The 19,856-nt window shown below is 61.1% G+C and carries 12 protein-coding genes and 1 pseudogene; 4 read left to right on the forward strand and 9 right to left on the reverse strand.

Features of this window, described 5'->3' with window-relative positions; all coding sequences use genetic code 11:
• Window positions 1-26 precede the first annotated feature (26 nt).
• Window positions 27-2,537: a phosphoenolpyruvate--protein phosphotransferase gene (gene ptsP, locus GIW28_RS11950; protein ID WP_236458950.1), complete on the forward strand. Its 2,511-nt coding sequence runs from the start codon at window positions 27-29 to the stop codon at window positions 2,535-2,537.
• Window positions 2,538-2,563: 26 nt separating this feature from the next.
• A complete protein-coding gene (gene nagE, locus GIW28_RS11955) occupies window positions 2,564-4,261 on the forward strand; it encodes an N-acetylglucosamine-specific PTS transporter subunit IIBC (protein WP_017139709.1) in 1,698 nt (565 codons plus the stop codon).
• A gap of 169 nt (window positions 4,262-4,430) precedes the next feature.
• Here nagE and GIW28_RS11960 read toward each other — a convergent pair whose 3' ends face one another.
• The 3 genes from GIW28_RS11960 to purL form a co-directional block, all read right to left on the reverse strand.
• Complete coding sequence (locus GIW28_RS11960) at window positions 4,431-4,694, reverse strand: DUF6124 family protein (RefSeq protein ID WP_176992087.1); 264 nt, start codon at window positions 4,692-4,694, stop codon at window positions 4,431-4,433.
• Between the two features lie 463 nt (window positions 4,695-5,157).
• Window positions 5,158-5,469: an NGG1p interacting factor NIF3 gene (locus GIW28_RS11965; RefSeq protein ID WP_065930379.1), complete on the reverse strand. Its 312-nt coding sequence runs from the start codon at window positions 5,467-5,469 to the stop codon at window positions 5,158-5,160.
• 4 nt (window positions 5,470-5,473) lie between these two features.
• Complete coding sequence (gene purL, locus GIW28_RS11970) at window positions 5,474-9,370, reverse strand: phosphoribosylformylglycinamidine synthase (RefSeq protein ID WP_017139704.1); 3,897 nt, start codon at window positions 9,368-9,370, stop codon at window positions 5,474-5,476.
• Between the two features lie 287 nt (window positions 9,371-9,657).
• Here purL and mltF point away from each other — a divergent pair, with 287 nt between their 5' ends.
• On the forward strand, window positions 9,658-11,118 hold the full coding sequence (gene mltF / locus GIW28_RS11975; protein WP_017139703.1) for a membrane-bound lytic murein transglycosylase MltF: 1,461 nt from the start codon (window positions 9,658-9,660) through the stop codon (window positions 11,116-11,118).
• Window positions 11,119-11,268: 150 nt separating this feature from the next.
• On the opposite strand, the gene GIW28_RS11980 is transcribed toward mltF, so the two are convergent.
• From GIW28_RS11980 to treP, 5 genes are all read right to left on the reverse strand, one after another.
• On the reverse strand, window positions 11,269-11,547 hold the full coding sequence (locus tag GIW28_RS11980) for a PTS transporter subunit EIIB (protein WP_186617295.1): 279 nt from the start codon (window positions 11,545-11,547) through the stop codon (window positions 11,269-11,271).
• A gap of 2 nt (window positions 11,548-11,549) precedes the next feature.
• A complete protein-coding gene (ptsP, locus tag GIW28_RS11985; RefSeq protein WP_017139701.1) occupies window positions 11,550-14,081 on the reverse strand; it encodes a phosphoenolpyruvate--protein phosphotransferase in 2,532 nt (843 codons plus the stop codon).
• A 165-nt stretch (window positions 14,082-14,246) separates the two neighbouring features.
• On the reverse strand, window positions 14,247-15,467 hold the full coding sequence (locus GIW28_RS11990) for a maltoporin (protein ID WP_169985223.1): 1,221 nt from the start codon (window positions 15,465-15,467) through the stop codon (window positions 14,247-14,249).
• A gap of 74 nt (window positions 15,468-15,541) precedes the next feature.
• Window positions 15,542-17,188, reverse strand: a complete 1,647-nt coding sequence (gene treC / locus GIW28_RS11995) for an alpha,alpha-phosphotrehalase (protein WP_236445958.1) — start codon at window positions 17,186-17,188, stop codon at window positions 15,542-15,544.
• A 124-nt stretch (window positions 17,189-17,312) separates the two neighbouring features.
• The gene (treP, locus tag GIW28_RS12000; protein ID WP_017139698.1) at window positions 17,313-18,755 is read right to left on the reverse strand and encodes a PTS system trehalose-specific EIIBC component; all 1,443 of its coding nucleotides are present in this window, start codon (window positions 18,753-18,755) and stop codon (window positions 17,313-17,315) included.
• A 251-nt stretch (window positions 18,756-19,006) separates the two neighbouring features.
• Here treP and treR point away from each other — a divergent pair, with 251 nt between their 5' ends.
• Window positions 19,007-19,711 (forward strand): trehalose operon repressor, encoded by a 705-nt coding sequence (gene treR, locus GIW28_RS12005; RefSeq protein ID WP_017139697.1) that lies wholly within the window; start codon window positions 19,007-19,009, stop codon window positions 19,709-19,711.
• Between the two features lie 49 nt (window positions 19,712-19,760).
• Here the strand turns inward: treR and GIW28_RS12010 are convergent.
• Window positions 19,761-19,856: pseudogene (locus tag GIW28_RS12010) on the reverse strand (IS110 family transposase); the annotation flags it as partial.

Here is a 19,856-nt window from a genome sequence, read left to right on the forward strand (position 1 = left end):
GCGTTTTCCTGATGAGTACCGTGCCCATGTCCTACAACAATAATGAATTGACCCTAAGCGCCCCACTCAGTGGCCCGGTGCTGAGCCTGGGCAACGTTCCCGATGAAGTGTTCGCCAGTGGCGCCATGGGCGACGGTATTGCCATCGACCCACTGAACGATTGCCTGCACGCCCCCTGTGATGGCGTGATCATCCACGTCGCCCGCACCGGGCACGCACTGACGATTCGTGCCGACAACGGCGCCGAAGTGTTGATGCATGTGGGCATCGACACCGTGGAATTGAACGGCGAAGGCTTTGCCCTGCTGGTGAAGGAAGGCGCACGGGTGAGCCAGGGCCAGGCACTGGTGCAGTTTGATCTGGATCGCATTGCGCGCCAGTGCAAAAGCCTGGTCAGCCTGATTATCCTGACTAATGGCGAGGGTTTTGAGCTACGGCCGGTTGCAGGAAAAACCGTCAAGGTGGGTGAGCCGTTGCTGCACATTGCCGCGCGTTCGGTAGCGCCGTTGCAGGCGGCTGTGGATAACTCTGTCACCGAAGTGCGCGCCAGCGTGCGCATTACCCACCGTGGCGGTTTGCATGCACGCCCCGCCGCGCTGGTGCGTAAGACCGCGCAAGGTTTCAGCAGCCATGCAGAGTTGCACTTCGCCGGTAAGTCGGCGCCGTGCGATAGCCTGATTGGCTTGATGGGGTTGGGCATTGGTGAAGGTGATGAAGTGCGCATCACCTGTCGCGGCAAGGATTGCGAGGCGGCGTTGCAGGCGCTGGTGGCCGCACTGTCGGTTGCTGTGAGTGAAGAACACCACGCGCCGGTAGTCGTGACACCGCGTCGGGCGAACACCGAAGCCGGTGTGTTGCAAGGCGTGTGCGCCGCGCCCGGCCTGGTCTGCGGGCCGCTGTTTCGCCTCACCGGTATCGAACTGCCGCAAGACACGGGCAACCACATCGCCGACGAACAACTGCAACGCCTGGACACCGCGCTGGAGCACGTGCGCGGAGAAATCCGCAGCACCCTGGCACAGGCACGCCAACGCAAGAACGTCGAAGAAGAAGACATCTTCGCCGCCCACCTTGCGCTGTTGGAAGACCCCACGCTGCTGGATGCCGCCACCCGTGCCATCGAGCAAGGCAGCGCCGCTACCCACGCCTGGCGCGATGCGATCCAGGCGCAATGCGCGGTGTTGCTGGCCCTGGGTAAACCGCTGTTTGCCGAGCGCGCCAACGACCTGCGCGATCTGCAACAGCGAGTACTGCGTGCGCTGTTGGGGGAAGTCTGGCACTTCGAATTGCCGGCCGGCGCGATTGTCAGCGCCCATGAACTGACCCCCTCCGACCTGCTGCAACTGAGCGCACAAAACGCCGTGGGTATCTGCATGGCCGAAGGCGGCGCTACGTCTCACGTCGCGATTTTGGCCCGAGGCAAAGGCTTGCCGTGCGTGGTCGCGCTGGGCGCCGAAGTGCTCGACGTGCCCCAAGGCCAACGCGTGGTGCTGGACGCGGCCAACGGTCGCCTGGAACTGGCCCCCAGCGAGGCGCGCCACGCCGAAGTGCACCAGATTCGTGATGCGCAAAAGTTGCGCCGTCAGCAACAACAGGCCCAAGCCCAACAAGCGGCGCAAACCCGCGATGGCGTAAACATTGAAGTGGCGGCGAATGTTGCCTCCAGTGCCGAGGCTAAAGTGGCGTTTGAGAACGGCGCCGATGGTGTGGGTTTGCTGCGCACCGAATTCCTGTTTGTCGACCGCCGCACCGCGCCGGATGAGCAAGAGCAACGCCAGGCCTACCAGGCCGTGCTGGATGCCATGGGTGACAAGTCGGTGATCATTCGCACCATCGACGTGGGCGGCGACAAACAGCTCGATTACCTGCCGTTGCCGGTTGAGGCCAACCCGGTGCTGGGCTTGCGCGGCATTCGCCTGGCGCAAGTACGCCCGGACGTGCTCGACCAACAACTGCGCGCCCTGCTGCAAGTGTCTCCGCTGGCGCGTTGCCGCATCCTGCTGCCGATGGTCAGTGAGGTGGATGAACTGCTGCAGATCCGCCAGCGCCTGGATGAACTCTGCGCGGAGCTGGAGCTGACCCAGCGTCCGGAACTGGGCGTGATGATCGAAGTGCCCGCCGCCGCGCTGATGGCTGAGCAACTCGCCAAACACGCGGACTTTTTATCCATCGGCACCAATGACCTGTCCCAGTACACCCTGGCCATGGACCGCGACCACGCGGGCCTCGCCGCACGGGTGGATGCCTTGCACCCGGCGCTGCTGCGCTTGATCGCGCAAACCTGCGCCGGCGCCGCCAAGCATGGGCGTTGGGTCGGTGTGTGCGGCGCCCTGGCGTCCGACCCGCTGGCCACACCGGTGCTGGTTGGCCTGGGTGTGAGTGAACTGTCGGTAAGCCCGCCGCAAATCGGAGAAATCAAGGACCGCGTTCGTCACCTGGACGCGGCGCAATGCCGGCAATTGAGCCAAGGCCTGCTCGACCTGAGCAGCGCCAAGGCCGTTCGCCAAGCCTGTCAACACCACTGGCCGCTGAGCTGAAAACAACAAGAATAGGGAGACACGCCATGTACCAACATTTCATCGAAGGCCTGCAACGCCTCGGCCGCGCACTGATGCTGCCGATCGCTATTCTGCCGATCGCCGGTCTCTTGCTGCGTCTGGGCGACACCGACCTTTTGAACATCGCGGTGATGCACGATGCCGGGCAAGCAATCTTCGCCAACCTGGCGCTGATCTTCGCCATCGGTATTGCCGTGGGTTTTGCCCGCGACAATAACGGCACGGCGGGTTTGGCCGGGGCGATTGGTTACCTGGTGATGATTTCCACGCTCAAGGTGATGGACACCACCATCAACATGGGCATGCTCGCCGGTATTGCCAGCGGCTTGATGGCCGGTGGGCTGTATAACCGCTTCAAGGACATCAAGCTGCCGGAGTACCTGGCCTTCTTTGGTGGGCGACGGTTTGTGCCGATTGTCACCGGGTTTTCGGCGGTCGCTCTGGGCGTGATCTTCGGCCTGATCTGGCCGCCGATCCAGCACGGCATCAACAGTTTCGGCGTGCTGCTGATGGAAAGCGGCAGCTTTGGCGCATTCGTGTTTGGCGTGTTCAACCGCCTGCTGATCGTCACCGGCCTGCACCATATCCTCAACAACATGGCGTGGTTTGTGTTCGGCAGCTTTACCGACCCAACCACCGGCGCCATCGTCACCGGCGACCTGACCCGTTATTTTGCCGGCGACCCGAAAGGCGGCCAGTTCATGACCGGCATGTTCCCGGTGATGCTGTTCGGCCTGCCCGCCGCGTGTTTGGCGATGTACCGCAATGCACTGCCGGAACGCCGCAAGGTCATGGGCGGGATTTTCCTGTCGATGGCGCTGACCTCGTTCCTCACCGGCGTGACCGAGCCGATCGAGTTCGCATTCATGTTCCTTGCGCCATTTTTGTACCTGATCCACGCGGTGCTCACCGGCCTGTCGATGGCCGTGACCAATATGCTGAATATCCACCTCGGTTTTACCTTCTCCGGTGGCTTTATCGACATGGTGCTCGGTTGGGGCAAGTCCACCAACGGCTGGCTGGTATTCCCGGTCGGGTTGGCTTACGCGGTGATCTACTACAGCGTGTTCAACTATTGCATTCGTCGGTTCAACCTGAAGACACCGGGGCGTGAAGACATCCAGGTGGTGCAGGCTGAGGTGATGACCGATAACCAGCGGGCCAGTGCCTACATCAGTGCACTCGGCGGTGCAGAGAATTTGCTGAGTGTCGGCGCGTGCACGACTCGTCTGCGCCTGGACATGGTGGATCGTAACAAGGCGGTGGATGCGCAGTTGAAAGCACTGGGCGCCATGGCTGTGGTTCGGCCGGGTAACGGCGGGAGTTTGCAGGTGGTCGTAGGGCCGATGGCCGACAGCATTGCGGATGAGATCCGCCTGGCGATGCCGTCGTTTGTTGCCAGTGCGCCGGTGGCCGCCCAGCCTGTGGATAAACCGGTCGCGGTGAATGTGCAAGAGGCCGAGAAGTGGCTGAATGCTTTAGGCGGCCGCACGAATGTGCGCCAGCTGGAAGCGGTGGCGATGACCCGATTGCGGGTGGAACTGGGGGATGATTCGGTGCTGTCTGAAGCGGACCTGACTGCGCTGGGTTGCCAGGGTGTGAGCCAGCTGGACAGCGGGGTTTGGCATTTGTTGATTGGTGACAAGGCCACTGGATTGGGCGAGGCACTGGAGCGGCTGGTTACCCGACCAATCAACGCCTGACCACCACTGTGACCGATCAACCTCTGTGGCGAGGGAGCTTGCTCCCGCTGGGCTGCGCAGCAGCCCCTTGCCCAGCCTACACATTCTTTCAGAAAGAACTCTGTGGCAGGTTTTGGGGGCGCTTCGCACCCCAGCGGGAGCAAGCTCCCTCGCCACAGAGTGGGTGTCTTCAGTTGCTGATGGGGATTTCTTGTAGATCCAACACCCTATCCACCATCAACTGAATACCTTCAAGCATCCGATGAATCCCCAGCACCGCATCACGCTGTGGGCCGTCGATGTCAAAAGCCAGATTGCCTGCCAGTGCTTGTACTGATGCCAGGTCTTGGGAGGCATTGGCGAGCAGGGTTTCGCTGTTCAGGTTAGGAAGTACGGTGAAGATTTGATCGGTGGGCTGAGAATCAGATGGGGGATTTGGACTGTCTTTGATCATGGTGTGTTTCCTAGTGAGAATTTAGGAACTACCAGCATCACTTGCAGATGATGGGTGGCAGCTGTGCGCGGGCCTGCAAGACCGAGTCCCACCAGCACCTCGGTAGACCCGAAGGTCTCCCGCACACAGCCGCCATAAATGACGACCATGAAAAAGCGCCGCAATTATAAAGGCGCTTAGGAGTAACTGGTGAGGTTTCGGCGGGCTTGCAGTCCCGATCGCTGAATTGGCAGCGACTGGCAAAGGTTAATAAGGCGAGTTCCTAGGGACAACCTGAAAAGCCTGTGGGAAAGATCTGGGGCGCCTGTCCCGGCGCCATCGCAGGCAAGCCAGCTCCCACATTTTGAACGTATTCACAGATCAAACTGTGGGAGCTGGCTTGCCTGCGATTGGCCCTTACAACCAACAAAAAACCCGCTGACCAAACTGGCCCAGCGGGTTTCTTGTTTCTGCAACCTGCGAATCAAAAATCCGCCAACTGCCACACCTCATACGCCGGTGTCTCATAGGGATGGCTGAGTTTCAACGCGGCTACAACCGCCACGATCAACTCATCCGCCACCACCAGCTCAACCTTCCATTCTTCAACCACTTCAACCTGGCCCACCTGCCCAAGAAACGGCTGGCTGCCGTCCAACGCGCGGAATTGGCCCTGGCCCAGCACTTGCCAGGCACAGCTGTCGTAGTTGCCGATGCGCCCGCCGCCGGCGGCGAAGACGGCGGTTTTCACCGTCTCCACATGGCTGGCGGGCACAAAGAAGGCAAGCTTGTACACCGCCTTAGTTCACCCACACGCGAGCGTTGCGGAACATGCGCATCCACGCGCCGTCTTCGTTCCACTCTTCAGGGCGCCACGAGTTTTGCACGGCGCGGAATACACGCTCCGGGTGCGGCATCATGATGGTCACGCGACCGTCGCGGCTGGTAAGGCCGGTGATCCCGCGCGGCGAGCCGTTCGGGTTGGCCGGGTAGCTCTCTGTGACCTTGCCGTGGTTGTCGACGAAACGCATCGCCACACAACCGGACAGGTCGGCTTCGAGCAGGGCTTCTTCGCTGGAGAATTCAGCGTGGCCTTCACCGTGGGCGATGGCGATTGGCATGCGCGAACCGGCCATGCCTTGCAGGAAGATCGAGTTGGATTCCTGCACCTGCACCATGGCGACACGGGCTTCGAACTGCTCGGAACGGTTACGCACAAAGTGCGGCCAGAACTCGCTGCCCGGGATCAACTCGTGCAGGTTGGACATCATCTGGCAACCGTTGCACACACCCAGGGTGAAGCTGTCGTTACGCTCGAAGAAGCCCTGGAACGCATCGCGCGCACGGCTGTTGAACAGGGCCGATTTGGCCCAGCCTTCACCGGCACCCAACACGTCACCGTAGGAGAAACCACCGCAAGCGACCAGGCCTTTGAACTCATTGAGGTCAACGCGACCGGCGAGGATGTCGCTCATGTGCACGTCGATCGCATTAAAGCCGGCGCGGTCGAACGCGGCCGCCATTTCCACCTGGCCGTTGACGCCCTGCTCTCGCAGTACGGCAACTTGTGGGCGAATGCCTTTCTTGATGTAAGGCGCGGCGATGTCCTGGTTGACGTCGAAGCTGAGCTTGGTGCTCAGACCCGGGTTGTCTTCTTCCAGGATCACGTCGAATTCCTGCTCGGCGCAGTCGGCGTTATCACGCAGGCGTTGGATCTGGTAGCTGGTCTCGGCCCACTGGCGTTGCAGCAAGCGGCGCTGGCCGGCAAACACGGTATCGCCATTGAAGGAGATATTGATTTCACCGTTATTGATCGGTTGACCGATCACCGCCACACAGTCGTCCAGGCCAGCGGCGCTGAATTGTGCGAGTACGTCCGGAGTGGCGTCCTGGCGAACCTGGATCACGGCGCCCAACTCTTCATTGAACAGGATGCCGTTGATTTCGGCAGCATCCTCGGCAACGCTGTCGAGCACAATGTTCAGGCCGCAGTGACCGGCAAATGCCATTTCGACAACGCTGGTCAGCAAACCGCCGTCGGAACGGTCGTGGTACGCCAGCAGGTGGCCGTCGGCGTTCAGGCCCTGGATCACGGCGAAGAAGGCTTTGAGGTCTTCGGCGTCATCCACGTCCGGCGCGTGCTTGCCGAGTTTGCCGTGGGTTTGCGCGAGGATCGAGGCGCCCATGCGGTTCTGGCCACGGCCCAGGTCGATCAGGATCAGATCGGTGGTGCCCTTGTCCATGCGCAGTTGCGGGGTCAGGGTCTGGCGGATGTCGGTGACCGGGGCAAAACCGGTCACGATCAGCGACAGCGGCGAGGTCACGCTCTTGTCGGTGCCGTCTTCGTTCCAACGGGTGGCCATGGACATCGAGTCCTTGCCCACCGGAATGGTGATACCCAGTTCCGGGCACAGCTCCATGCCGACAGCCTTGACGGTGTCGTACAGGCGCGCATCTTCACCTGGGTGACCGGCAGCGGACATCCAGTTGGCCGACAGTTTGATGTCGGACAGCTTGCCAATGCGCGAAGCGGCGATGTTGGTGAGGGTTTCACCAATCGCCATACGGCCCGACGCAGGGGCGTCCAGCAGGGCCAGCGGCGTGCGCTCGCCCATGGCCATGGCTTCACCGGTGTACACGTCAAAGCTGGTGGCGGTGACGGCAACGTCGGCCACCGGCACTTGCCATGGGCCAACCATTTGGTCACGGGCCACCAGGCCGGTGATGGTGCGGTCGCCAATGGTGATCAGGAAGCTTTTGCTCGCCACGGCCGGATGGTGCAGCACGCGTTCGATGCTGTCGGCCAGTTCCAGCGTGCTTGGGTCGAAGTCATCGCCCAGCTCGGTTTCACGCACGGCGGAGCGGTGCATGCGCGGGGCTTTGCCCAGCAGTACTTCCAGCGGCATGTCGACCGGGCTGTTGCCGAAGTGGCTGTCGGTGACCGTCAGCTGTGGTTCGGCAGTGGCTTCGCCGACCACGGCAAACGGGCAACGCTCACGTTCGCAGATGGCCTGGAAGCGCGCGAAGTCTTCAGGGCCAACGGCCAGTACGTAGCGTTCCTGGGATTCGTTACTCCAGATTTCGTGCGGGGCCATGCCCGGCTCGTCGTTTGGAATGTTGCGCAGTTCGAAACGGCCACCACGGTCGCCATCGTTGACCAGTTCCGGGAAGGCGTTGGACAAACCACCGGCGCCGACGTCGTGGATGAAGCTGATCGGGTTCTTGTCACCCAACTGCCAGCAACGGTCGATGACTTCCTGGCAGCGGCGTTCCATTTCCGGGTTTTCGCGCTGTACGGAAGCAAAGTCCAGGTCTGCCGAGCTGGTGCCGGTGGCCATGGAGGAGGCTGCACCGCCGCCCAGGCCGATCAGCATCGCCGGGCCGCCGAGCACGATCAGCTTGGAGCCGACCAGGATCTCGCCCTTCTTGACGTGTTCTTCACGGATGTTGCCCATGCCGCCGGCCAACATGATCGGCTTGTGGTAACCGCGCACTTCATCGCCACGCGGGGTGGTGATGGACTGTTCGAAGGTACGGAAGTAACCGGTCAGCGCCGGGCGCCCGAACTCGTTGTTGAACGCGGCGCCGCCCAGCGGGCCTTCGATCATGATGTCGAGTGCGGTGACGATGCGCTCAGGCTTGCCGTACGGCACTTCCCACGGCTGTTCGAAGCCCGGGATCTGCAGGTTGGACACGGTGAAACCGGTAAGGCCAGCCTTTGGCTTGGCGCCACGGCCGGTGGCGCCTTCGTCACGGATTTCGCCGCCCGAACCTGTCGCTGCGCCCGGGAACGGGGCAATCGCGGTCGGGTGGTTGTGGGTTTCAACCTTCATCAGGATGTGCACCGGCTCCTGCACCGCGCCGTACTGGCGGGTTTCAGGGTCCGGGAAGAAACGGCCGGCGACGGAGCCGACGATCACCGAAGCGTTGTCCTTATAAGCCGACAGAACGCCTTCGCTGTGCATCACGTAGGTGTTCTTGATCATGCCGAACAGGCTTTTTTCCTGGCTTTCGCCGTCAATGTCCCAACTGGCGTTGAAGATCTTGTGACGGCAGTGCTCGGAGTTGGCCTGCGCAAACATCATCAGCTCGATGTCGTGCGGGTTGCGCTTCAAGCCGTTGAAGGCGTCGACCAGGTAGTCGATCTCGTCTTCGGCGAGCGCCAGGCCCAGTTCGGTGTTGGCCTTCTCGAGGGCGGCGCGGCCACCGCCGAGCACGTCAATCGCGGTGAGCGGCTTGGGCTCGGCGTGGCTGAACAGGCCGGCAGCCTGTTCCAGCTGGCTGACGATGATCTGGGTCATGCGGTCGTGCAGGCTGCTGGCGATCAGCTCGGCTTCAGCGTCGCTGAACTGGCCAGCCACGTAGAAGGCGATGCCACGCTCAAGGCGCTGGATGCTCGACAGGCCGCAGTTACGGGCGATGTCGCTGGCCTTGCTCGACCAGGGCGAGATGGTGCCGAACCGCGGCAGAACCAGGAACAAGCGGCCGGTCGGCTCTTGAACGGGAACGCTGGGGCCGTACTTCAGAAGGCGTGCGAGCACTTGCTGTTCGTCGGCGGTCAAGACGCCGGTTACGTCGGCGAAGTGAGCAAATTCAGCATACAAGCCTGTAACAGCTGGAACCTTTTGGCTCAGTTGCTCAAGGAGTTTGCTGTGGCGAAAGGCAGAAAGGGCAGGAGCGCCGCGCAGGATCAACATCTTCGGGACAGCCTCGGGAAGGGGGTGTGCTTTGAGGCCGTGCATTCTAGCGTAAACCTGCGCCAACGGCACTCGAAACGGCACGGCTGGCCGCTGCCGAACGTCAGTTGGCAGCGATTGCACGCTTTCGGGGCGAAATCCTGGGGTTGGCGCGCAGTTATTTTAACCGTCACAAACCCTCGCCAACCCACGTTTCTGCGGGCTGCAGCCCGGTTTTGCGGGTGCTAGCAGACAAGTCCGCTGCTGTCGAGATATGGCGCCGAGGGCCGTTTGCGTATACTGCGCAGATGTTCTCCCCTACTGCTTTACGCCCGCGATGCGCCAAATGGCTGATCGCAACCGGACTCTTCCTGATGCTCAGCGCCTGTGTTGATAAGCCCAGCACGCTCGAGCGAATCAAGGAGGATGGCGTATTGCGGGTGATTACCCGGAACAGCCCGGCCACGTATTTCCAGGACCGCAACGGTGAAACCGGTTTCGAGTACGAACTGGTCAAGCGCTTTGCCGATGACCTGGGCGTGAAGCTGGAGATCGAGACCGCGGATAATCTCGATGACCTGTTCGGCCAGCTGGGCAAACCCAACGGTCCGGTTCTTGCGGCCGCCGGCCTGGTCAGCAGCGAGCAGCGCGCGCAACAGGTGCGTTTCTCCCATCCGTACCTGGAAGTCACGCCGCAGATCATCTACCGCAACGGCCAGTCGCGCCCCACCGGCCCGGCAGACCTGGTGGGCAAGAAGATCATGGTGCTCAAAGGCAGCACCCACGCCGAGCAATTGGCGGCACTTAAAAAGCAGAACCCAGCGATTGAATACGAAGAGTCCGACGCCGTGGAGGTGGTGGACCTGCTGCGCATGGTGGACGAGGGCCAGATCGACCTGACCCTGGTGGACTCCAACGAAGTGGCGATGAACCAGGTGTACTTCCCCAACGTGCGCGTGGCCTTCGACCTCGGCAATGCCAGCAACCAGAGCTGGGCCGTGGCGCCGGGGGAAGACAATAGCCTGCTCAACGAGATCAACAGCTACCTGGACAAGGTTGAGAAAAACGGCACCCTGCAGCGACTGAAAGACCGTTACTACGGGCATGTCGATGTACTCGGCTATGTCGGCGCCTACACCTTCGCCCAGCATTTGCAGCAACGCCTGCCCAAGTACGAGAAACACTTTCGCGCCTACGCCAAGGAAGAAAAGGTCGACTGGCGCCTACTGGCGGCCATCGGCTATCAGGAATCGCTGTGGCAACCGGCCGTCACCTCCAAGACCGGCGTGCGCGGCCTGATGATGCTGACCCAGAACACCGCCCAGGCCATGGGCGTGTCCAACCGCCTGGACGCCAAGCAAAGCATCATGGGCGGTGCCAAGTACCTGGCCAAGATCAAGGATGAGTTGGACGACAGCATTGCCGAGCCGGACCGCACCTGGTTCGCCCTCGCCGCCTATAACGTCGGCACCGGCCACCTGGAAGATGCGCGCACGCTGGCCAAGAAAGACGGCCTGAACCCGAACAAGTGGCTGGACGTGAAGAAGATGCTGCCGCGCCTGTCGCAGAAGCAGTGGTACAGCAAGACCCGCTACGGTTATGCCCGCGGTGGCGAGCCGGTGCATTTTGTCGCGAACATCCGGCGGTATTACGACATTCTCACCTGGGTGACCCAGCCGCAGTTGGAAGGCAACCAAGTGGTGGAAGGCAACTTGCACGTGCCGGGTATCGACAAGACCAAGCCGCCGGAAGATAACCCGCAGCTGTAAACCCAATCGCCCAAACGACCCATACCCCTGTGGGAGCGGCGGTGCGACGATTCGACTTGCCCGCGATAGCGGCTAGCCAGTCAACATATTCGTTTCCTGACACACCGCTATCGCGGGCAAGCCCGGCTTCCACAGTTGATCCTCGTCGTTTTATAGGCCAGTGAGCAGATGCACGACCCCGCCCGTTAACACCATCACACCCGCAACACCCGCCGCCTTCAGCGCCTGCGCATCCAGCCGCCCTGCATCCTGCAACTGCACCCGCACCCGCGTCAGTGCCACGCGCTGTTGCGACTTGAGGTTATCCACACCGCCCAATGCGCTCAGTACCTCGGCCGACAACAGACCCTGCGCAGGCGCCACCACGGTTTCGGCAATCAAGTCCGGGGTGAGGGCCTTCCAGAATGCGTGCTGTAATTTCTCGAACATGCTCAGTGCTCCACGACAGGTGAGGTTTCAACAGTGGCCGCGTGGTACAGGCGCAGGGCCTCGCGTACTTGGGCGGCTTCTTCCAGGCCAAGCACCTGGCGGGCGATGATCTGGCAGTCGGCCATGTCCAGCTCGCGCACGGTGGCCTTGATGGTCGGGATCAGCGGTACGCTGACCGACAGTTCATCCACCCCCAGCCCGATCAACACCGGCACCGCCAGTGCTTCAGACGCCAACGCGCCGCACACGCCGACCCACTTGCCATGGGCGTGGGCGGCCTTGACCGTGGTGGCAATCAGGCGCAATACCGACGGATGGAAGCTGTCGGCCTGGCTTGCCAGGCGCGGGTGGTCGCGGTCCATGGCCAGGGTGTATTGGGTGAGGTCATTGGTGCCGATGGAGAAGAAATCCACATGCGGCGCGAAGACATCTGCCATCAAGGCCGCAGACGGCACCTCGATCATGATGCCCAGCTTTGGCAGCTCGGTCAGGCTCAGCGCCAGCGCTTCCTCTTCAAGGATCTTGCGCGCCAGATGCAGCTCCGACAGCAGGCTGACCATCGGTAGCATGATATGCAGCCGCGCAAATCCGGCACTCGCCAGGATCGCGCGGAACTGCTCGCGCAGCAATTCAGGGCGTTCCAGGCACAGGCGAATACCACGCAGGCCGAGGAACGGGTTGGTCTCGCGCTCCATCGGCACATAGGCCAAAGGTTTATCGCCGCCCACATCCAAGGTGCGCACCACCAGATTGCGTTCGCTGCCCAGGGCTCGGGCGATGGCGCTGTAGGTGCCGGCTTGCTCCTCGGGGCTGGGCGCGCGATTGCGGTCCAGGTAGAGAAACTCCGAACGCAACAGGCCAACGCCTTCACCGCCCAAGGCCAGGGATTGCTCGACCTCCTGCAACGAGGCGACATTGGCCGTGATCTCGACATGATGACCATCGCGCGTGATACCGGGCAAGGCGGCCTGCGCCACCTCACGCTCACGTCTCAGTATGTGTTGCTTGCGGGTAGCGGCCAGTTGCTCGACAGCGGCCAGGTCAGGCTCCAGGTGCAGCTCGCCTTTGTCGGCATCGAGCAGCACCTGCTTGCCGTTGGCCAGCGCCAGTGCCTGTACCGGAACGCCGCACAACGACGGCAAACCAAGGGCACGCGCCAGGATCGCCACATGGCTGGTGGCGCCGCCGCCGACGGTGACGAACCCCAACACTTTGCGCGTATCGAGGCCAGCGGTTTGCGAGGGGGTCAGTTGCTCGGCAATCACGATCGCACGATCCGGCAACGCCCAGGCGCTGTCCTCAATACCGAGGATCAACTTCAGCACACGCTGGCCAACATCGGCCAAATCCGCTGCGCGCTCAGCCAGCAACGCACTGCCCAGGCCGAGAAATAGCTTGGCGGTTGCGGCCGTGGCGCTGTTCCAGGCAAAGGCAGCACTCTTGCCTTCGGTGAGCAGGCGATGGGCTTGCTCCAACAGGGTCGGGTCTTCAAGCAGTTCCTGATGGGCGCGGAAGATTTCCGCCTGGGCGCTGCCAACCGCTTTGTCTTGCAACACTTGCAGCGCTTCGGTGGCTACCAGTAAGGCGCGGCTCAGCGCAGCGTGTTCAACGGATTCACCCGCGCCCTGTTCCTCGATGTGCAACTCGGGTTCCGCCACTTGAAACACCTGGCCAAACGCGGAGCCGGGCGAAGCACACACGCCGCGCAACAAGGTCGCCGATGACTCGGGTGACTGCGTTTCAACAGGCGCAACAGACTCTTCGACTGCCTCCCCGCAACCTTGCGCCAGCAGGGTTACCAATGCCTTGATGGCCGCATCGGCATCCTCTCCCGCCGCACTCACTTGCAAGGTATCGCCCTGCACGGTTTGCAGCGCCATGATCGCCACCAATGACTTGGCGTTGGCGCTCTGGGTTTGCTTGTGCAGGTAAATGCTGGCGTTGAAACCTTTGGCCGTCTGGGCCAGCACGGCGGCCGGGCGTGCGTGCAAACCGTTGGCATTGGGCAACGTCAGCGGTTTGGAGAACAGTGCATCGCCTTCCTCCTCGCCCACGGTTTCAGCGGCCTGGCCGGGTGAGACGTGCAACAGCGGCTGGCCCACCTCCACCGCGCCACTGCCCGATGCCAGCCACACAAACGGCTCGCCGCTGACCACCAGCATCAAGGTCAGCAAACTGCGCGCATTGAGCGCCACGTAGTCGGCATCAAACTCGATCAACGGCTGCCCGACCTCGACCCGCTGGCCTTCCTCGACCAGACGGGTGAAGCCCTTGCCAGCCAGGTGCACCGTGTCCAGGCCAATATGCATCAGCACCTGCACGCCGTTGTCGCCGGTGACGCTGACCGCATGCCCGGTGTCCTGGATATTGCTGATCACCCCGGCCAACGGCGCGCACAGGGTCTGCGAGGTGGGATCGATGCACAGGCCGTCGCCGATCATGCGGCTGGCGAACACCGGGTCAGGCACCTGGTCCAGCGCCAGCAGCACCCCGGACAAGGGCGCCAGCAGTTCCAGGGGTTGAGTTGTGGTCATGACTTCACCTGCTGTTTTGTTCTGTAAAAATCATAGGGCGAACGACGATCCACTGTGGGAGCTGGCTTGCCTGCGATGCCGGCGACTCGGTGTCTCAGTAAGACCGAGGGGTTGCTATCGCAGGCAAGCCAGCTCCCACCTAAAAAGCGTTCACTTAAAACCGAGCTATTTCCACCAATATTCGACTTGCACACCCACATTCGAGCCATGCCGCGCCGTGCCGTAGGCGCCGGTGTCGGACAACGCCGAGCCCGCCGCCAGTTCGTTCGCCGCGCGCTTGGCCGCTTCGTTCCAGGTTGCATAGGTGTAGTACAACCGCACTTCCGGCCGTGCCCAGAAATCCGGGCCGTTGGGCGACCAGGTCGGGGCGAAGGTGAATTTGCTCAGCTTGCGCGTACCGCCGGCGGCCTCGACTTGATCATGCCCAAGCTCGGTGACCAGTTTGAACTGTTCGCTGATGGCATACGCCGGGCGCACACCGATGGACATCCAGGTCTGGTCCTGGCTGCCCGGGCGGATATCCTTTTGATACACCGCCTCGACCTGCCCACCGAAACGCGGCGTCACCTGCCAGTCAAAAAACTCCACGGCGCGGTAGCTTTTGCTGCTCTTGTCCAAGGCGGTATCGCCGGTATATCCCAAACCCGTGCCGGGGCCTTCGCCGTACTGCAAGGCGAATTTGTTCTTGCCGCCAAGAAACGGTTTTTGCACATGCTGCGCGGTGATCGCCCAACCGCTGTTGGCTTCACGCCCGCCGGCTTTTTCTATATAGCTCAAGCCAAACTCCAGCTCACCGCCGGGGTTGGTCTTGAAGCCTGCCACGTTGAAGTCGTGACGGGTGGCGTATTCCTTCTGGTAGAGGTTGTCCTTGCGCGACAGCGCGTAGCTGTATTTGAGGTCGCCGATTTTAACGTCCTCGACACCGCCGCCCGTGGCGCTCTGGTTCCAGTAGTAGAAGTCAGAGATATGGATGTCGTTACGCTTGTAGTAACGGCGCCCCGCCCACACCGAGCCGCCATTGAGGCTGGGCAGGTTGGACCACTGCGCGTACATCTGCGGCATGCGCGCCGAGCCGTTGTCCTCACCCTGGAACTTCAGGGCTCGGTCGTATTTGTTGTACAGCGATGCCATGGCATCGACGCTCAGCACCGAGCCGTCGTCGAGGGTCAACAGGTCCTGGCGCAACTCGAGTTCGGCGTACTGCTCGCATTCGTTGCCCAGGCGGTATTTGGATTGCGCCCCCGGCAGTTGGAAACACTGTTGCTTGCCACTGCCTGTTGAAGTCCCCGCGCCGCTGCGCAAGTAGCCGGCAAACTCCAGGGCTTGAACGGCAAAAGGTGCGGTAAGACATGAAGCAATGAGGCCCAGCTTTATTGTTGTTTTCATGAAGCACTCCGATATTTTTATTATGTTTTTTGGTGAAGCGCCCCCGCACTCCCATACGGGGGATGCAGCGGGTCTCAGTCCTTGAGGTGCAGCACAAACGATTCATACGGGCGCAACACCACCGTGCTCGAACGCAACGGGCAGTCGGGGTAATTGCTGATCAGCAGGCGTTGCTCGTTCGCCGCACTGAGGACGCCTTCCGGCAGTTGGATTTCGCAGGCTGTGCCGTAGAAGTTGTTGAGTACCAACAAGCGCTCGCCATCGCCTTCGCGCAGATACGCCCAGACCTGGAGGTGGTCTTGCAGTAGTTGGCGATAAACGCCCTCCTGGATCAGCGGCTCGTGACGACGCAACGCAATCAGCGCGCGGTAGTGATGCAGCACCGAATCGGGGTCATCCAGCTGGCTTTCGACGTTGATCTGCGCCGCGTTGGCCGGGATGCCGATCCACGGTTCACCGCTGCTGAAACCGGCATTGGCCTGGGTGTTCCATTGCATTGGCGTGCGGCTGTTGTCGCGCGACTTCTGCATGATCGCCGCCATGCTCGACGCCTCGGACTCACCGGCATCACGCTTGAGGCGGAAGATGTTCAGGGTCTCGACATCGCGGTACTGCTCAATCTTGTCGAAACCCGGGTTGGTCATGCCCAGCTCTTCGCCCTGGTACACATACGGCGTGCCTTGGAGGAAGTGCAGCGCAGTGGCGAGCATCTTGGCCGAGACCACGCGGTACTCGCCGTCGTTACCAAAACGCGAGACCACTCGCGGCTGATCGTGGTTACACCAGAACAGCGCGTTCCAGCCGCCACCGGCCTGCATGCCCAGTTGCCAGTCGGAAAAAATCTGCTTGAGCTGCAGGAAGTCGAAGTCGGCCTTCACCCACTTTTGCAGGTTCGGGTAATCGACTTTCAAGTGATGAAAGTTGAAGGTCATCGACAGCTCTTTGGACGCCGGATTCGAATAACGAATGCAGTGCTCAAGGCTGGTGGACGACATCTCGCCGACGTTGATCAGGTCGTGCCCTTCGAAGACTTCACGGTGCATTTCCTGCAGGTACTCATGCACGTTCGGGCCGTCGGTGTAGAAGCGGCGGCCATCGGTGTTGTCTTCGGGGAAATCGGCAGGCTTGGAGATCAGGTTGATCACGTCCAGGCGGAAGCCACCCACGCCTTTGTCACGCCAGAAGCGCATCAACTGGTACACCTCGGCGCGCACGTTGGGGTTGTCCCAATTGAGGTCGGCCTGGGTATGGTCGAACAGGTGCAGGAAGTACTGGCCGGTTTGCGCCTCGTATTCCCAGGCCGAACCGCCGAACTTGGATTGCCAGTTGTTCGGCTGGTCGCGCCAGATATAGAAGTCGCGGTACGGGTTGTTGAGGCTGCTGCGCGCCTGCTGGAACCACTCATGCTCGATGGAGGTGTGGTTGACCACAATGTCGAGCATCAGCTTGATGCCGCGCTTGGCCGCTTCGCTGATCAGCAGGTCGCAATCGGCCATGGTCCCGTAGCTGGGGTCGATGGCGTAGTAGTCGCTGATGTCGTAGCCGTTGTCGCGTTGCGGCGAGCGCAGGAACGGGGTGATCCACAGGCAATCCACGCCCAGCCACTTGAGGTAATCGAGTTTGTCCACGATGCCCAGCAGGTCACCGGTGGCGTTACCCGCGTGGCTGTGGAAGCTTTTGGGGTAGATCTGGTAGATCACCGAGTGTTGCCAGTCTTGCATGGTGGGTTCCTTCAATTGAGTTGTGTGCTGGCTTTGAGGGCCTCATCGCGGGCAAGCCCGGCTCCCACTTTGCTGTGTGAACACATTCAAATGTGGGAGCTGGCTTGCCTGCGATAGCGATCGATCAAGCGACGCGATACCCCGGCCGCACAATCTTCATGCTCAACGCACAGGTCAGAACAAACGGCACGACCATGGCGATGACCATCCCGATCACAAAACTTGGGATGAACTGCGGAATGATCGAGATAAACCCAGGCAAGCCACCCACGCCGATGGCCGAGGCCGTCACCTTGTTAAGTGACAGGAAAATGCTGCCCAGCGCCGAGCCCAGCAGCGCGGCATAGAACGGAAACTTGAAGCGCAGGTTCACGCCGAACATCGCCGGTTCCGTAATGCCGAAGTAAGCGGAAATCGCCGAGGTCGAGGCCATGCTTTTGTCCCGCGCGTTGCGGGTCATGTAGAACACGCCCAGTGCGGCGCTGCCCTGGGCCAGGTTGGACATCACGATCATCGGCCAGATAAAGGTGCCGCCCTGGGTGGAGATAAGTTGCAGGTCCACGGCGAGGAACATGTGGTGCATGCCGGTGATCACCAGCGGCGCGTACAACAGGCCGAAAATCGCCCCGCCAACCATCGGCGCCAGGTCAAACAGGGTGACCACACCTTCGGTAATCAGGATGCCGAGGTGACGGGTCACCGGGCCGATGATGGCAAGCGCCAACACGCCGGTGACGACGATAGTGGTGATCGGCACCACAAGCAGTTGAATGGCGTTAGGCACGCGTGCCCGCAGCCATTTCTCGATCACGCTCATCACATAGGCCGCCATCAGGATCGGCAGGATCTGGCCCTGATAACCCACCTTCTCAATCTTGAACCAACCGAAAATATCGAAGTACGGCAGGCTCTGACCATCGAGCCCGGCCACCGCCTTGCCGTAGTTCCAGGCGTTGAGCAAGTCCGGGTGCACCAGCATCAGGCCAAGCACGATACCGAGGATTTCGCTGCCGCCGAAGCGCTTGGCCGCCGACCAGCCCACCAGCGCCGGCAGGAACACAAACGAGGTGTTGGCCATAAGGTTGATCAGGCTCCACAGGCCATCCAGGTTCGGATACGCCTCCAGCAGCGTCTGGCCCTCGATGAACATGCCCTTGGCGCCCATCAGGTTGTTCACGCCCATCAGCAGGCCGGCGATGATCAGCGCGGGCAGGATCGGCATGAACACGTCGGAGAACACACGCACCAGACGCTGCATGGCGTTGGTCTTGTCGGCGCCCTTCTGCTTGACGTCAGCGATGGTCGAAGCCGCAAGACCCGTCTGCTCACGCAGGGCGGCATAGACCTTTTCCACTTCGCCGGGGCCGATCACCACTTGGAACAGGCCGCCGGTGAAGAACGAGCCCTTGACCAGATCGACCTGGTTCAACGCGCTGCTGTTGACCAGGCTCGGGTCCTTGAGCGCCAGGCGCAGGCGGGTCACGCAGTGGGCGGCTTGCTCAAGGTTGTCGCTGCCCCCGAGGTTCTCGAGAATCTCGCGGGCAATATTGGAATAGTCGTGGCTCATGCTTGGTTTCCACTTTGGTTTTTTTATTTGGGGGCAGTCATTGGCAGCACGCCGTGGGCAAAAGTACTCGTATGTACGAGTTAAATCAATAACTCGTCTGTACGAGTTACATAAAGTTTATTTTTCTGAATTTGAAGTCAGACATTTCCCTAATTCCACGCAGGTCCAATGGACAAAGCCCACCTCTGCCACTAAGGTTCCTGCCTTGAACCCGCCGTTCACTTTCATCAAGCCGGCACAGAGCCATCCCCATGAGCAAATACAACCAGATCTATACGGATCTGCTTGCCAGCATCACCACTGAACGCCTGCAACGCGGTACGCGCCTTCCCTCTGAAACCGAACTGATGGACGCCTACCAGGCCAGCCGTGGCACGGTGCGCCGCGCCATCGAGCAGTTGCAGGAGCGTGGTTTTGCGCAAAAAATCCACGGCAAGGGCACGTTTGTGTTGTCGCCCAACCCCATTGAGTTCCAACTGGGCGGCATCGTCAGCTTCCACGAAACCCACGCTGACCTGGGCGATGACGTACGCACCGAAGTAGTCGAATTCAGCCAGTTCCCGCTCGAAGGCTCGCTGCTGCAACACATCGAAGCCGCGCCCGGCGCTCTGATTACCCGCATCAAACGGGTACGGCGCATCGGCGGCAAACGCGTGATCCTGGACATCAACCACTTTGTGGCTGACCTGATCCCCGGCCTGGACCGCGACATCGCCGAGCAGTCGATCTATGCGTTTATCGAACAGACGCTGGAGTTGCAGATCAGTTATGCGCAGCGCACCATCGAAGCTCTGCCGCGCAGCAAGGACGACCAGGCGCATCTGGATCTGGATGGGCAAAGCCATGTGATTGTGGTGAGCAACCAGACGTTTTTGCAGGATGGCAGGCAGTTCGAGTACACCGAGTCGCGGCATACGTTGGATAAGTTTTATTTTTCAGATATTGCGCGGCGCTAAAGCCGAAAGAAGATCAAATGTGGGAGCAACTGTCTTAACCCACCGTCCGTCAGCGCCATTCTGTACCGTCTCGCAGCATGGCATTTAGTCTGATCAGCAGTATCCGCATGCAGGCGATGAGCGCGACTTTCGCGCTCTTGCCTCG

The sequence above is a fragment of the Pseudomonas sp. PA-5-4B genome, from assembly GCF_021606215.1.
Taxonomy (GTDB): Bacteria; Pseudomonadota; Gammaproteobacteria; order Pseudomonadales; family Pseudomonadaceae; genus Aquipseudomonas; species Aquipseudomonas edaphica.

Coding starts and splice junctions, on each gene's coding strand:
- ptsP (WP_017139701.1), bottom strand. CDS start 14,081: ATGACCACAACTCAACCCCTGGAACTGCTGGCGCCCTTGTCCGGGGTG.
- treP (WP_017139698.1), bottom strand. CDS start 18,755: ATGAGCCACGACTATTCCAATATTGCCCGCGAGATTCTCGAGAACCTC.
- mltF (WP_017139703.1), top strand. CDS start 9,658: ATGTTCTCCCCTACTGCTTTACGCCCGCGATGCGCCAAATGGCTGATC.
- GIW28_RS11980 (WP_186617295.1), bottom strand. CDS start 11,547: ATGTTCGAGAAATTACAGCACGCATTCTGGAAGGCCCTCACCCCGGAC.
- purL (WP_017139704.1), bottom strand. CDS start 9,370: ATGTTGATCCTGCGCGGCGCTCCTGCCCTTTCTGCCTTTCGCCACAGC.
- GIW28_RS11990 (WP_169985223.1), bottom strand. CDS start 15,467: ATGAAAACAACAATAAAGCTGGGCCTCATTGCTTCATGTCTTACCGCA.
- GIW28_RS11960 (WP_176992087.1), bottom strand. CDS start 4,694: ATGATCAAAGACAGTCCAAATCCCCCATCTGATTCTCAGCCCACCGAT.
- ptsP (WP_236458950.1), top strand. CDS start 27: ATGTCCTACAACAATAATGAATTGACCCTAAGCGCCCCACTCAGTGGC.
- treR (WP_017139697.1), top strand. CDS start 19,007: ATGAGCAAATACAACCAGATCTATACGGATCTGCTTGCCAGCATCACC.
- nagE (WP_017139709.1), top strand. CDS start 2,564: ATGTACCAACATTTCATCGAAGGCCTGCAACGCCTCGGCCGCGCACTG.
- treC (WP_236445958.1), bottom strand. CDS start 17,188: ATGCAAGACTGGCAACACTCGGTGATCTACCAGATCTACCCCAAAAGC.